Raw genomic sequence first — 13,261 nt, forward strand, 5'->3', positions numbered from 1 at the left:
ATCTAAGTTTTGACACTTTTTTTCTGAAGAGCATAAAATATGTCAATGCATTAATCAATAAAAAAGCCCTTAGAATAAAATCCAAGAGCCTTTGATGTTCGAAGGATTCCGATTACATCCCACTTTTGTGACTTCCACAGGATTGTGAAAATAGCCGTTAAACTGCCCCCAAAGCATTTTTTTGCAGTTCTTGTGACAAACAAATGAATAAAATATTTTATTCTATTTGACATAGCCCGGAAACCATTTAGTAACTTTACTCGTTACTAACGGATAGCATTACTACATGATAAAATCATTTGGCGACAAAGAAACTCAGAAGGTTTGGGAGGGATTTCGTTCAAAAAAACTTCCAAATGAGATTCAAAATATCGCTAGAAGGAAATTGAGAATGATCAATAACGCCCAAGATATTAATGATCTTCGAATACCACCGGCTAACCGATTAGAAAAACTAAAAGGTAATCTAGAGGCATTTCACAGTGTAAGGATCAATAAGCAATGGAGAGTCATTTTTATTTGGAGTGATGATAATGCATTTGACGTGGAAATTACAGATTACCATTAAACGAAAATGATATGGAAAAATTAGCTAACATACATCCAGGAGAAGTTCTTAAAGAAGAGTTTTTAGTTCCATTGAATATATCAGCTTACAGATTAGCGAAAGCTACTTTTATTCCACAAACCAGGATCAGCGAAATCATAAAAGGGAAACGAAGAATTACAGCTGACACAGCCCTGAGGCTGTCAAAGTTCTTTAGTACTACGGCTAAATTCTGGCTTGGTCTTCAGGACGACTATGATCTTGAAGAAGAAAAATCAGATAAAATAGAGCTCTTAAACGAGATTAAAAGTATCACTAATGCCGCATGATTCTCAGTTTCATGAATTCTTTTAGACAGATTGTATGAAAAGAAAGAATACCTGGACTGGCGTTCTGCTTTCGAATAATCTGACCAATTAAAAAGTTTGAAAGGATTATTTCTATCTTCCAAGAGATCAAATTTAATCTTTAATCGCTCTTTTAACATAAGTGTTTAATGTCTTCAGATATTTAACCACACGGGTAAGCTCCAACCTTTTAGTAATACCACCCTTAGTGAAGGAATATCCGCGCAAAAAAATCTCAAAATTATTAAGAAATGAATAATTGACGTCATCAAAGGCTATAAAGCTTTTAAATTCAGCCAAGCGATTAATAAATCCCTGATGGTTCCTGATCGTCCCAGGAGACAGATCAGTTCTTTTTGCTAAATCCAATTTAATGAATTGAGAAAAGGATTGGTATTCTTGATTCAGTTTTCGATCCGCGATTAAATCTGTGACGGAATATTTTCTTCGCCTGGCGATATACCATTGTTCATTATCTTCTATACGCCTGAGCTCATTCTTAATTCGGATATTAAAACTCTCCTTAGCCGGATGATTTTTGACTTTATTGCGTTTGGCATCCCATTGTTCGGGCCTCAAATGAGTACCTGTCCCCACCAATTTTCTTTTGCTACCATAATATACTCTGATATGTATAGCACTTTCCCCTCTCTTATTAGCAGAATTATTGTAGTTGTATACCGGTGTGATCTTAGCCAATTTCAATTTGTACGGCACTAAATAAATGAACCTGTAAGTTAAAGGTTAGTATTTTTGTGACAAAATTGTGACAAAAACCTGGAATACGATGGGAAGGCATAGAAACAAAAAGCCCTCAAAATTTAATTTGAAGGCTTTTTTCTTCTACAGGATACCGATTCATCCCACTTTCGTGACCTCCGCAGGATTCAAACCTGCAACCTCTTGAGCCGTAATCAAGTGCTCTATTCAGTTGAGCTAGGAGGCCATTTATTTTGCGATTGCAAAGGTATATAATTATCTAGCTGAAAAAAAGGTACTTTTTCAAAAAACCTTATCTTTGCCGCCACAATAATTCACAGGAATTTAGGTTTAGGTAGGTATGATCAAAAAGCTTTTTCTTTTATTTATAATCACCAGCATATCTTTTGGTTCAATGGCAAGTGACGGGGACAAGCCTCATTCAAAAAAGTTGTCGCCCATGAAAATCCGAAAAAGAAATGCAAGACCTGACATTCCCGGAACATTTCTTATTGAACTGGGCTGGAATGTACTTCAAGACAACCCGGATGCTATGAAGATTTCCACCATAGGGTCACGTTCACTGAATTTGTATTACTTCTACAATATTGAACTGCCTATAGGTGGTGGGCGTTTCGAGCTTATGCCCGGTTTTGGTGTAGGGCTTGACCGTTATAAATTTGATGATGATATCACTCTTACTGAAAGTAATGGTAGTAACGGTGTCGTTTCTATAGACACGCTGGACCTCGACGACGTAAGTAAGTCAATGTTAGTGGCTAACTATTTCGATATTCCCGTGGAGTTACGCTTTTATGCTAACCCAAATGATAAACGCAGAAGTTTCAAAGTGGGTGTAGGTTTTAAAGCTGGCATACGATTCAGCTCACATACCAAGATCAAATATGAGGATGACGGTGATGCCATCAAGAACAAGAACAAACGCAGCTTTGGTTTAAATCGCTTCAGGTACGGTGTCACCGGACGAATTGGCATTGGTGGTTTTAACGTGTTCTACTATCAAAGTCTTTCAGATCTTTTCGAAAGTGGAGAAGGTCCCTTAGAATCGACAGCTACCAATATTACCGTAGGACTATCCTTTACTGGTTTTTGAAAAACTCTCATACTCTTTCAAATAAACAGGTAAATCGCACCAAAACAGGTGCCAAAGCCCAGAACAGAGCCAAGCATCACTTCTTTGGGGCTATGCGCGTTGAGCAACAGCCGTGATGAATTGATCAGTCCTGAAAGCAACATCATAAAGAACACGGGCCATAAGAGCCTGCTATCAGGAAATTTAATCTGAATAGAAAGTAGTAATCCTGTAACTCCCCAAATACCGGCAGCGTGAGCGCTTACTTTAAAAAAAGTGGTCACTATAGCAACGAGTAAAATAGTGGCGGTAATAGCGCTGAACAGAACAATCAGTGTCTCACTCAATACCAGCTTATAAGAAAAAAGGTAAACTGTCAATGCGTAATAAGCCGCTACAAAAAAAAGTGGCATTATCCTTTCACGTCTGTCTTCCAGTTTCATACTGGTAATAGAAGCTGTAAGTCTAAGCATACCTATGCTCAAGGCAGGTACCAGAAAAGTGATAATAAAAACCATGGTGAGAATTGATAAAATACTCTCAGCATCTATGGGCCTGAGCGATGAAGGAGCGTACAAATACAATATGATCATTACTAACGTAGACATTAGTAATGGGTGAAACGCGTATGAAATTATTTCAGCTCCCTTTTTTAACACTACAGCTCTTTTCTTAATCGGGCGACGGGTATGCCCAACTGCTCACGATACTTTGCCACTGTACGCCTGGCTATATTATACCCCTGAGCTTTCAAAAGTTTCTCCAGCTTATCATCAGACAGAGGTTTGGCTTTATCTTCATCGTCAATGAGTTTTTTCAGCTCATTTTTCACTTCTCTACTACTTACATCCTCACCGGAATCAGTGGCAATACCTTCTGAAAAGAAATACTTCAAAGGAAAAATGCCAAAATCTGTTTGCACTGATTTGCTGTTAGCCACCCTGGAAACTGTGGAGATATCCATATTAATAAGGTTAGCAATATCCTTTAAGATCATTGGGCGTAATTTACTCTCATCTCCCTCAAGGAAATAGTTATACTGAAAATCAACGATGGCCTGCATAGTATTGAGTAAGGTATTCTGCCGTTGCTTGATAGCATCAATAAACCATTTTGCAGCATCGAGCTTTTGCTTCACAAAACTTGCCGTCTCACGCAATTTTTTATCCCTTTTATTACTCTTATCATAGGCCTGAAGCATTTCAGAATAAGATCTACTTACCCTTAGTTCAGGAGCATTACGGCTATTCAGCGCTATTTCAAGTACTCCATCATTATTAGTAAGCATAAAATCAGGTATGAGGTACTGCGTCCGTAGCAACCCTGCAGAACTTCCTCCTGGCTTTGGGTTTAATTTCCGGATAAGTTCTATGGCATCTTTGACAAAGTCCTCGTCTTCGATATCAAGCTTTTTCATGATCTTGGAGTAATGCTTTTTAGTAAACTCCTCAAAACAGTTTTCCAAGATCTGTTTTGCTACGTAAACGTCTACATTCTGTTCATCATCTCTTCTTTCTAACTGTAGTAAAAGACATTCCTGTAAATTCCTGGCTCCAATACCGGGAGGATCAAAATTCTGTATTTTTCTGAGTATCTCTTCTACTTCATCTATATCGGTCTCGATGTTTTGTGAGAATGCCATATCATTGATGATGGACTCAATTTCTCTGCGTATGTATCCGTCACTTTCAATACTACCTATAAGCTGATTGCCAATAGCCTGTTGCCTGTCATCCAGCTTAAGAAAACCCAACTGGTCTTTCAGCTGCTCATTCAGGGTATTATACATGGCAATAGGCATCTCTTTATCCTCCGAGTTATCTCCATCCCCCTGCATTTTATATCCGCTGAGGTCGTCATCTCCCAGGTAATCTTCTACATCCAACTCATCATTATTATCCCCAGCCTCTTCATCTCCATATTCATCAGCAGAATCCTCAGGTTCATCGGCACCTTCTTCTAAGGCGGGATTATCTTCCATCTCTTCTTCTACACGTGTTTCCAGTTCTGCTGTAGGAATTTGCAACAGTTTAATAAACTGTATCTGTTGAGGAGATAATTTCTGTTGTAAACTTTGGGTTAAACCAAGTTTTTGCATCCGGTAAAGACTATTAAAAGATGTGCAAGTTAAAGATGTCTTAAAGTTATTATATTTCCAGCATTCTTTGACAAAAAGCTCAAATAATCGTTTTTTTGCCGCTTATTTCGCAAAATCAAACTGTAAATCTAAGCATTTTAAAAAGGTGAGGCCGGGTAAAAGAACCAAGATAAATGAACTACTGAGCACTGCTCCTGTAGGAGAAAAGGTAATCGTAAAAGGATGGGTACGCACCTTTCGGAATAACCAATTCATAGCATTGAATGATGGATCTGCGCTAGAAAATATCCAGGTAGTGGTAAACTATGAGGACCTGGACCCGTCCATACTTAAAAGGATCACTACCGGGTCGTGTGTGTCCATTACAGGTGAAGTAGTGGAATCACAAGGTAAAGGTCAGAAAATAGAAATTACTGCCAAAAAGGTCGATATTTTAGGAGATGCTGATGCGGAAAAATATCCTCTGCAACCTAAAAAACATACGCTTGAATTTTTGCGGAAAATTGCGCATCTAAGAGTAAGGACAAATACGTTTGGCGCGATTTACCGTGTGCGTCACGCGATGATATTTGCAGTACACAAATTTTTTACAGAAAAGGGATTCTATAATATCCATACTCCAATCGTTACAGGATCGGATGCAGAAGGTGCCGGGGAAATGTTTCGTGTTACCACACTTGACCCTGCCAATCCGGTAAAAACAGATAGCGGTGAAGTTGATTACAGCAAAGATTTCTTTGGAAAAGAAACCAACCTGACTGTATCTGGTCAGCTTGAGGTAGAAACAGCGTGTCTGGCATTATCCGATGTCTATACATTCGGCCCTACCTTCAGGGCTGAAAACTCTAATACATCAAGGCACCTGGCAGAGTTCTGGATGATAGAACCTGAAATGGCTTTTTATGATATTCATGATACGATGGACCTCGCCGAAGAATTTCTAAAATATTTGGCGAATTATGCGTTGGCCCACTGTAAGTCAGATCTCGAATTTTTGGATAAAAGAGCAACGGAGGAAGAAAAATCAAAACCACAGGTTGAAAGAAACGAATTAAGCTTGTTAGAGCGACTACAGTTTGTAGTAACTAATAGTTTTGAAAAAATAAGTTATACGGAGGCCATTGACATATTAAGAAACTCCAAGCCTAATAAGAAAAAGAAATTTCAATACCTTATCAATGAATGGGGCGCAGACCTTCAATCCGAACATGAACGCTTTTTAGTTGAAAAACATTTCAAAAGACCGGTTATACTCTATAACTACCCTAAAAACATCAAGGCCTTTTACATGCGTCAAAATGATGACGATAAAACCGTGGCCGCCATGGATGTACTATTTCCCGGTATAGGAGAAATCATTGGGGGCTCACAACGAGAAGAGCGTTATGATGTATTAAAGCAACGTATTGAAGAACTTGATATTCCCGAAAAAGATCTTTGGTGGTATCTGGAACTAAGAAAATTTGGTAGCGCACCTCATAGCGGATTTGGCCTGGGGTTTGAAAGACTCATCCAATTTATAACAGGAATGGAAAACATCAGAGACGTGATACCTTTTCCAAGAACACCTGAGAGCGCTGAATTTTAATTCAGAAAAGATTGAGAAACTGATTTTAACGTTTCAAAAATTTATAGGTCTCCTTGAAAGAACCCTGATCGTCCCGGATGGCGACAAGGTAATAACCCGGTGACAGATCTTTGACCTTCACCATATATTCAGAAGCTCCAATGGGTCTTATATCTGCTTCTACTACACTACCTATAATAGTGTGGATGACAATTCTTGGTGATTTAATCGTTGAATTACTAATTCTGACTTTAAGGTACTCTATAGCAGGGTTTGGGTAGAGTTTTATCTCATTTGTAGGAGTGAGTTCTTCATTGGTAAACCTCTCGAGCTCACCACTCTGACCTTGACCAAAAGAGGTATTTACAGAGACTAATACACAACCAATAAAAAACAAAAGTACTATTTTCTTCATATCAACAGGGGATTAATCAACAATCAAAATGAAGCAAAAATCAGTCCATTATTTTGATCAAATTATAATTTTTCCAACTGTTTTCCGTTTACAGCTTTAAAGTAATACGCATGAACTGGCAATTTGTTCACCTCTTCTGCCAGTTTATCTGTGATTTTTTTTGAATGCAGCAGAGATATTAGCGACTATATCGCTGGCAATCAGCCCTGTTTGTCCTCTTTCTTCGCAAGCTATGTCTCCGGCCATACCATGTATGAACATGCCAATTATTCCCGCATCTTCCGGTGCATATCCTTGAGCCAGTAATGCCGTAATGATGCCGGTAAGTACATCACCACTACCAGCCGTAGCCATACCAGGGTTACCTGTTACATTAAAATAAACATCTCCTGCAGGTGTAGTCAACGTGGAATGTGCCCCCTTTACTAAAAGAATTACATTATACTCTTGAGAAAATGCTTTTTGTTTTCCAAGGCGCTCAAAGTCATCTTTCCAATCTCCGGCCAGCCTCCTGAATTCTGTAGGATGTGGGGTCAGTATAGAGTGCTCCGGCACCATTTGCAGGAGTTCACGGTTTTCTGAGATAAGATTCAGTCCATCGGCATCAATTACCAAAGGTAACTGTGCCACTTCCAACGTTTTTTTAATGCTTTCAAGAGCATACCTACTCTTCCCGATTCCGGGGCCTATGCCAATAGCTTCATAATTATCAAATGAAGGGATATCGCTGAGCTCATTATCCTGATTATCAGCAATAACCATTGCCTCAGGTACTGCTGTTTGAATTATAGTATACCCACATGCAGGTGTATAAACTGTCAGCAGGCCTACTCCCGATCGTAGTGCCGCACGAGCGGCTAGTACAGCTGCCCCTACCTTTCCATAACTCCCTGCCATGATCAATGCTTTACCATATGTCCCCTTATGATCATACTTTTTCCTTGATTTGATCTTATCCTGTATGTAGGAACGGGACAGCGCAAAATGCGAAGTGGGTTGTTCTTCAATAAAGCTTTGATCCAAACCAATAGGTATTGTATACCACTCTCCAACGTATGGAGCATTCTGAGGAAAAAAGAAAGCCAGTTTGGGCTGTTGAAAAGAAACCGTATGATCAGCTGTGAAAATAGTTCCTTGTGACGATTGATCGGCAAACAGCCCTGAGGGAATGTCTACTGCCACTTTAATGGATGGAAGTAAATTTAAATGAGTAATAATCTCCTGATACAATCCAGCTACCGGCCTGCTCAGTCCCGAGCCAAAAAGAGCATCAATGATAACATCTTCAGGTCCGGGTTTGGGTAGGTCTTCGACATCTTTTACATGAGAAAATCCACTTGACTTATTCAAATTGGTAGTAAAGTCTTTTGAACCAGCCTCAATGTTCCCCACCACATAAACTTGCACCTTGTACGTTCTTTCCAGCAGTAGACGCGCCACAACTAATCCATCTCCACCATTGTTGCCTGTACCACATATGACATGTACGACGTGAATGGGGCTAAAATGAGTAACAAACCAGTTCGTGAATGCCAGTGATGCACGTTCCATTAAAGCAATGGACGGGATAGGTTCATTTCGAATGGTAAATTGATCAGCCTGCCGGATTTGTTCTGCTGACAGTATTTTGATCATCGGTCCACTTCTCCAAGTACAATATCTATTGATCCCAAAATGGCTACCAGATCTGCAATTAGATTTCCCTTGCCAAGTTCAGGTATCACAGATAAATTAACAAAGGAACAAGCCCGGGCTTTACATCGAAATGGGATGTCACTCCGGCCATCCGATCGAAAAAAGAATCCAAGCTCTCCTTTCGGATTTTCAGCACGTACATAAAAATCACCGGATTTAGGACGTACTTTCTTTGGCACTACTTCCTGGGGGTTGAACTCCCTGGTACGCTTGTGGTCCGTCTTCAAGCGATGGAGACATTGCTCTATGATCTTAATAGATTCATGAACTTCTAAAACACGTACATAAGTTCTATCCCAGCAATCACCTACCGCTCCCATTTTACCTTCTCCAATGGGTATATCAAAATCTAATTCAGGATATACAGAATACCCATCTACTTTTCTAAGATCCAAACGTAGTCCGGAAGCCCTGAGCATAGGGCCCGTAACTCCATAATTAATAGCCACGTCACGTGAGAGTACCCCTACATTAGCCGTACGTTCTATAAATATCTTATTTTGGATCACGATCTCCTCCAACTCTTTGAGTTTAGGCTTAAAATAACGCACAAATTCCATGCATCTCTCCTCAAACCCCACTGGCAGATCATAAAACAACCCACCTATCCAAATATAATTGTAAAGCATTCTGGCACCGGAAACCCATTCCAGCAGGCGTTGGATGTGCTCTCTATCACGCATCATCCAGAAAAATGGGGTAAAAGCCCCAATGTCCATAGCATAAGTGCCTATCGCAACAAAATGGGATGACATACGGTTTAATTCAGCTACCAATACCCGTATGAATTCCACACGTTTGGGTATTTTATCTTGAATGCCCAACATTTTCTCTACCCCCATGGCATAAGCATGCTCCGAATTCATAGCTGCCAGATAGTCCATACGATCTACATAGGGGATGATCTGATTGTATGGCAGCGACTCAGCATGCTTTTCAAAGCAACGATGTAAGTAACCCAGATGTGGAACGATGTCTTTGATCAACTCACCCTCTGCCAGTACTTCAAGACGTAATACCCCATGGGTAGAAGGGTGTTGAGGGCCAAGGTTAATGACTACTTCCGTCGACTTAAGTTCTTCCTCAACATATTTGTTTGGCTCCGACTTTACAAGATTGTCGTCTTTGTATTCGTATTGGATCTTACCTGCCATTAATACTCCACTTTTATTCCACGGTAATACTCCTGATGCTTGTAGTCTTTTCTTAACGGATATCCCTCCCAATCAGCAGGAAGTAATATTCGACGCAAATCCGGATGCCCTTCAAACGTTATACCGAAGAGATCATACGTTTCCCGCTCATGCCAGTTGGCTGTTTTCCATATGTCTGAGATCGTATCTATCTTTGCATTTTCTCTATCCAGTATCACCTTAAGCATAAGCTGAAAATCAAAAGGAATAGAGTACAGGTTGTAGGCTACTTCAAATGTATTGGCCTCCACACCGTTATCAATCCCGCTAATACAAGACAACATATCAAAATAAAGCTTAGAGTCTTCAAAAAGCACCTGACAAACCGATCTTAGATCCGTGTCTGGCACTATTAGCGCTGTCGGAGATGATTGCTCGTCTATGGTCAGAAATGACGTCTTGTCTAACTTATTCTCCAGTATTTTTATAATATCTTCAAGCTGCATGTTCAGGCCTTTTCGCTCATCATCTTTTCCAGGGCTTTGGGTGCCATACGCGACTCACTACGTATTTTCTCCTGAAGCTTTAAAAATCCACCTATCAATGCTTCCGGTCTGGGCGGGCAGCCAGGCACATAAACATCTACGGGTATTATCCGGTCTACCCCTTTGACCACATGATAGCCGTGCTCCCAGTATGGTCCTCCGCAATTCGCACAGGATCCCATGGAGATCACATACCTTGGTTCTGGCATTTGTTCATAAAGCCTTCTCAACCTGTCGCCCATTTTAAACGTAACAGTACCCGCTACGATCATAACATCTGATCGCCGGGGACTGGCAAAGGGAACTATCCCAAACCGATCTAAATCATAAATAGGTGTTCCGGCTGTCATGAACTCTATGGCACAACAGGCCAAACCAAACGTCATGGGCCACATCGAAGAGAGGCGGGCCCAATTGATGAAGTCATCCACTTTGGTAATCATTACTCCGCCGCTGTTAAATTGCTTATCCAATAACCCCATCGTGTATTCTTTTCATTTCTTTGCTTTACTTAACTTTCCCCAGTGTAATTCACCAAATTCATCCTTCTGCTGCTCACGTATGTATGAAAAAATTGGATAGAAAGACTTCATAATCACTAAACTATTTATATCGATCGTTAATTTTCTCATACAATTCTTTGGGCACAGGAGAATTGTATTCCTCTTTTTTAACAGACGGTTTAGGCCAGTCAAGAAACCCTTTTACCCAAGCATATGCCAGCCCAAGGCCGAGTATAGCGATAAAGATAAACATCTCAGTTAACGCATACCTCCCCCACATCCCATTCGTACTTTCTATTAATGATTTGTTGCCAAATATTGTGGCCCATGGGAAAAGAAAAATAATTTCCACCTCAAAAAGTAAAAAGACCAATGCAACAAGGTAAAATCTAATGTTGATCCGCCCCCAGGCACTCCCCATGGGTTCTTCACCACTTTCATAAGTGGTCAGCTTTTCTTCGTTAGGTCGGGAAGGACGGATAATCCAGGAGGTAAGTAACCCTCCACACAAAAAAACCAACCCTCCTACAAAAAAAAGCAGCACTTCTCCAAAGCCTGAAACTGTCAGTTGCTCCATATCTAATCAAAGATAGAAAAAGTACTTTGAGCATGTTAGCCACACTGAATTAATTATAAGTAAAAGCTATCTTACCATTGGAATAAATGATCTGGAATATTATCCTTCAAATCCCCTAATGGGTACCTTTGACTTAAATAAATAATCAGAAGTTATGAATAATCAAGCAATAATTGACCAACTGAATTTGCTACTGGCAGACTACCAGATCTACTATCAAAACCTGCGTGGCTTCCATTGGAATATACAGGGAAAACACTTCTTCGAACTGCATGCCAAGTTTGAAGAGCTATACACCGACTCAGCGGAAAAAATAGATGAAATTGCGGAACGAATCTTAACCATTGAAGGAGTCCCGCTTCATTCCTATGCTGACTATATCGATACCGCCAATATCGCTGCAAAAAAGAATGTACATGACGGCGAAAAAGCTGTCGGTGCAATTATTGAAAACCTCACTGCGGTATTGGAACTGGAACGCAAAATCAAAGAAATGGCCGCAGAGGTCAATGACAACGCCACGGAAGATCTTATGTCTGGTTTTATTGACGAACAGGAAAAGACCATGTGGATGATGAAGGCCTGGATGAAATAAACCAAGGGCCTTTTTCAGCAACAAACAAGGCCCCTTTATAACTAACTATAATATTGTGTTAGGTTTATTCGGGCCTTTTCTTTCTTTTATGTCTGGCGTGCCTGAGGCGTTGCATTCTGTTGACGACTTTTAACATGACACTGTCGAACTTAGGTTTTTGAACCTCATTACACACACTGCGTAATTTCCTTAAATGCTGAAAGTTATACCTTTCTAATTCAGCCTGTTTAGTAACTACCGCACGGATCAATTCTTCCACGGCTGCCGTATCAGGTTCTTCTGCCAATAATCGGGTTAGTGCTACACGGGCACTATGCATATCCTGTGTCAACGTTTGTATAGATTTAAAATGTTCGCGCCGGGCGCCCTTAAAAAACCTGATCTGTTCTTCGTTAAGGTTTAATTCTTTTCGCAGGTAACGTTCTACCCTAAATTCATCGGATAAGTTGACGTGATCTTTTTTAATCGATCTTGAAAACCAAAGAAATGATAAGGTGATCAGATTAATGACAATCAGTACTGCCACCGTGAATACCCACCTTTTATTATTTATTTTTCTCATTCTACAAGTTCGTTAGTATAAATCGAAGTCCACTCCATATTATATTCGGAGGCCAGTTGCGCTACATTATCGGTGTTATCCTCTTCCTGGTTCATCGAAAAATTGAGATAAGTAAAAACGTTAAAAATAGTAATGATACACAAACTTGCCAGGCCCCACTTTAATTTGAAAACAGGCTGTTCCGATACCTCCATCCTGGCTCTTAACTTTGAGTAGAAATAAGAACCTGCTTCCAATCGATCGACCTGATCTACACTAGCCAGTGTTTTCTCCACTTCATTTTTGAAACTTTCTTCCATAATCAATCTTTTTCGCTTTTATAATATTCCCTTAAACTCTTCCTCAGATTCATTTTAGCCCGGTGCATTAATGATTCCACAGATGAAACAGTAGTTTCCATAATTTTTGCTGCTTCGGCATAGCTTTGCCCTTCTACTTTATGCAATAAGAAAACAGTACGCTGCTTTTCCGGTAACTCATCTATCTTGGAAAACAGTAACGTCACTCTCTCTTTGTTTTCAAGTTTTACCCCAGGATGCATCTCATCCCGATGATACCGGGCCACGTACTCTTCCTTTCCGAATAGAGAATATACGAACGCCCATCTTTTGTTGCGATTGAGCCTCCGTATATATTCAAGAGACTTATTCACTGTGATACGATATATCCAGGTACCCAGTCCGGATCGCTCCCGGAAGTTACCGATGGACTGATAAACCTCAATAAAAACTTCCTGTGCTAAATCTTCTGCCTCAGACCGGCTTCTGAGATAACTATAACATAAATTGTAAACCTTGTTTTGATAATATGTCACCAGCGTTTTGAAGGCATCTTCATTGTGTTTCTTCAATTGATTAACTAGATCATCTTCTTTCAACCCTGGTG

17 protein-coding genes and 1 tRNA gene are annotated in these 13,261 nt (G+C 40.1%); 5 read left to right on the forward strand and 13 right to left on the reverse strand.

The genetic code is table 11. The features are described 5' to 3' along the window. Positions 1-286 precede the first annotated feature (286 nt). Positions 287-568: a type II toxin-antitoxin system RelE/ParE family toxin gene (locus FNH22_RS15095; RefSeq protein WP_143399244.1), complete on the forward strand. Its 282-nt coding sequence runs from the start codon at positions 287-289 to the stop codon at positions 566-568. An 11-nt stretch (positions 569-579) separates the two neighbouring features. Next, positions 580-876, forward strand: a complete 297-nt coding sequence (locus FNH22_RS15100) for a HigA family addiction module antitoxin (RefSeq protein WP_143399245.1) — start codon at positions 580-582, stop codon at positions 874-876. Positions 877-1,008: 132 nt separating this feature from the next. Here FNH22_RS15100 and FNH22_RS15105 read toward each other — a convergent pair whose 3' ends face one another. Further along, a complete protein-coding gene (locus tag FNH22_RS15105) occupies positions 1,009-1,593 on the reverse strand; it encodes a phage integrase SAM-like domain-containing protein (protein WP_185154241.1) in 585 nt (194 codons plus the stop codon). A gap of 173 nt (positions 1,594-1,766) precedes the next feature. Further along, a tRNA-Arg gene (locus FNH22_RS15110) sits at positions 1,767-1,840 on the reverse strand. A gap of 213 nt (positions 1,841-2,053) precedes the next feature. On the opposite strand from FNH22_RS15110, the gene FNH22_RS15115 reads away from it, so the two are divergent. After that, the gene (locus FNH22_RS15115) at positions 2,054-2,707 is read left to right on the forward strand and encodes an outer membrane beta-barrel protein (protein WP_185154242.1); all 654 of its coding nucleotides are present in this window, start codon (positions 2,054-2,056) and stop codon (positions 2,705-2,707) included. A 17-nt stretch (positions 2,708-2,724) separates the two neighbouring features. Here the strand turns inward: FNH22_RS15115 and FNH22_RS15120 are convergent, their stop codons facing one another. Next, the gene (locus FNH22_RS15120; RefSeq protein ID WP_143399248.1) at positions 2,725-3,294 is read right to left on the reverse strand and encodes a phosphatase PAP2 family protein; all 570 of its coding nucleotides are present in this window, start codon (positions 3,292-3,294) and stop codon (positions 2,725-2,727) included. 50 nt (positions 3,295-3,344) lie between these two features. After that, positions 3,345-4,784 (reverse strand): RNA polymerase factor sigma-54, encoded by a 1,440-nt coding sequence (rpoN, locus tag FNH22_RS15125; RefSeq protein ID WP_143399249.1) that lies wholly within the window; start codon positions 4,782-4,784, stop codon positions 3,345-3,347. 145 nt (positions 4,785-4,929) lie between these two features. On the opposite strand from rpoN, the gene asnS reads away from it, so the two are divergent. Next, positions 4,930-6,372: an asparagine--tRNA ligase gene (gene asnS, locus FNH22_RS15130; RefSeq protein WP_143399250.1), complete on the forward strand. Its 1,443-nt coding sequence runs from the start codon at positions 4,930-4,932 to the stop codon at positions 6,370-6,372. Between the two features lie 25 nt (positions 6,373-6,397). Here the strand turns inward: asnS and FNH22_RS15135 are convergent, their stop codons facing one another. The 6 genes from FNH22_RS15135 to FNH22_RS15160 all read right to left on the reverse strand — a co-directional run bounded on the left by FNH22_RS15135 (position 6,398) and on the right by FNH22_RS15160 (position 11,219). After that, positions 6,398-6,766, reverse strand: a complete 369-nt coding sequence (locus FNH22_RS15135; RefSeq protein ID WP_143399251.1) for a T9SS type A sorting domain-containing protein — start codon at positions 6,764-6,766, stop codon at positions 6,398-6,400. 144 nt (positions 6,767-6,910) lie between these two features. Continuing rightward, complete coding sequence (locus tag FNH22_RS15140; protein ID WP_255518063.1) at positions 6,911-8,401, reverse strand: NAD(P)H-hydrate dehydratase; 1,491 nt, start codon at positions 8,399-8,401, stop codon at positions 6,911-6,913. Continuing rightward, on the reverse strand, positions 8,398-9,615 hold the full coding sequence (locus FNH22_RS15145; RefSeq protein WP_143399252.1) for an NADH-quinone oxidoreductase subunit D: 1,218 nt from the start codon (positions 9,613-9,615) through the stop codon (positions 8,398-8,400). Before FNH22_RS15145 ends, FNH22_RS15140 begins: the two co-directional genes overlap by 4 nt. Then, a complete protein-coding gene (locus FNH22_RS15150; protein WP_143399253.1) occupies positions 9,615-10,100 on the reverse strand; it encodes an NADH-quinone oxidoreductase subunit C in 486 nt (161 codons plus the stop codon). The genes FNH22_RS15145 and FNH22_RS15150 overlap by 1 nt, the downstream gene beginning before the upstream one ends. Before the next feature lie 2 nt (positions 10,101-10,102). Continuing rightward, positions 10,103-10,621, reverse strand: coding sequence for an NADH-quinone oxidoreductase subunit B (locus tag FNH22_RS15155; RefSeq protein WP_143399254.1), 519 nt, complete (start codon positions 10,619-10,621; stop codon positions 10,103-10,105). A 121-nt stretch (positions 10,622-10,742) separates the two neighbouring features. Continuing rightward, positions 10,743-11,219 carry an NADH-quinone oxidoreductase subunit A gene (locus FNH22_RS15160; protein ID WP_143399255.1) on the reverse strand — a complete coding sequence of 159 codons (477 nt, stop codon included), beginning with the start codon at positions 11,217-11,219 and terminating at the stop codon, positions 10,743-10,745. Between the two features lie 154 nt (positions 11,220-11,373). On the opposite strand from FNH22_RS15160, the gene FNH22_RS15165 reads away from it, so the two are divergent. Continuing rightward, positions 11,374-11,814 (forward strand): Dps family protein, encoded by a 441-nt coding sequence (locus FNH22_RS15165; RefSeq protein ID WP_143399256.1) that lies wholly within the window; start codon positions 11,374-11,376, stop codon positions 11,812-11,814. A gap of 64 nt (positions 11,815-11,878) precedes the next feature. On the opposite strand, the gene FNH22_RS15170 is transcribed toward FNH22_RS15165, so the two are convergent. From FNH22_RS15170 to FNH22_RS15180, 3 genes are read right to left on the reverse strand one after another with little or no spacing between them, the layout of a single operon-like run. Continuing rightward, the gene (locus tag FNH22_RS15170) at positions 11,879-12,376 is read right to left on the reverse strand and encodes a Spy/CpxP family protein refolding chaperone (RefSeq protein WP_143399257.1); all 498 of its coding nucleotides are present in this window, start codon (positions 12,374-12,376) and stop codon (positions 11,879-11,881) included. Further along, the gene (locus FNH22_RS15175) at positions 12,373-12,675 is read right to left on the reverse strand and encodes a hypothetical protein (protein ID WP_143399258.1); all 303 of its coding nucleotides are present in this window, start codon (positions 12,673-12,675) and stop codon (positions 12,373-12,375) included. Before FNH22_RS15175 ends, FNH22_RS15170 begins: the two co-directional genes overlap by 4 nt. A gap of 2 nt (positions 12,676-12,677) precedes the next feature. Continuing rightward, positions 12,678-13,226: an RNA polymerase sigma factor gene (locus tag FNH22_RS15180; RefSeq protein ID WP_221420279.1), complete on the reverse strand. Its 549-nt coding sequence runs from the start codon at positions 13,224-13,226 to the stop codon at positions 12,678-12,680. Positions 13,227-13,261: the final 35 nt, after the last annotated feature.

The sequence above is a fragment of the Fulvivirga sp. M361 genome (assembly GCF_007097395.1).
In the GTDB taxonomy this organism is placed as follows: Bacteria; Bacteroidota; Bacteroidia; order Cytophagales; family Cyclobacteriaceae; genus Fulvivirga.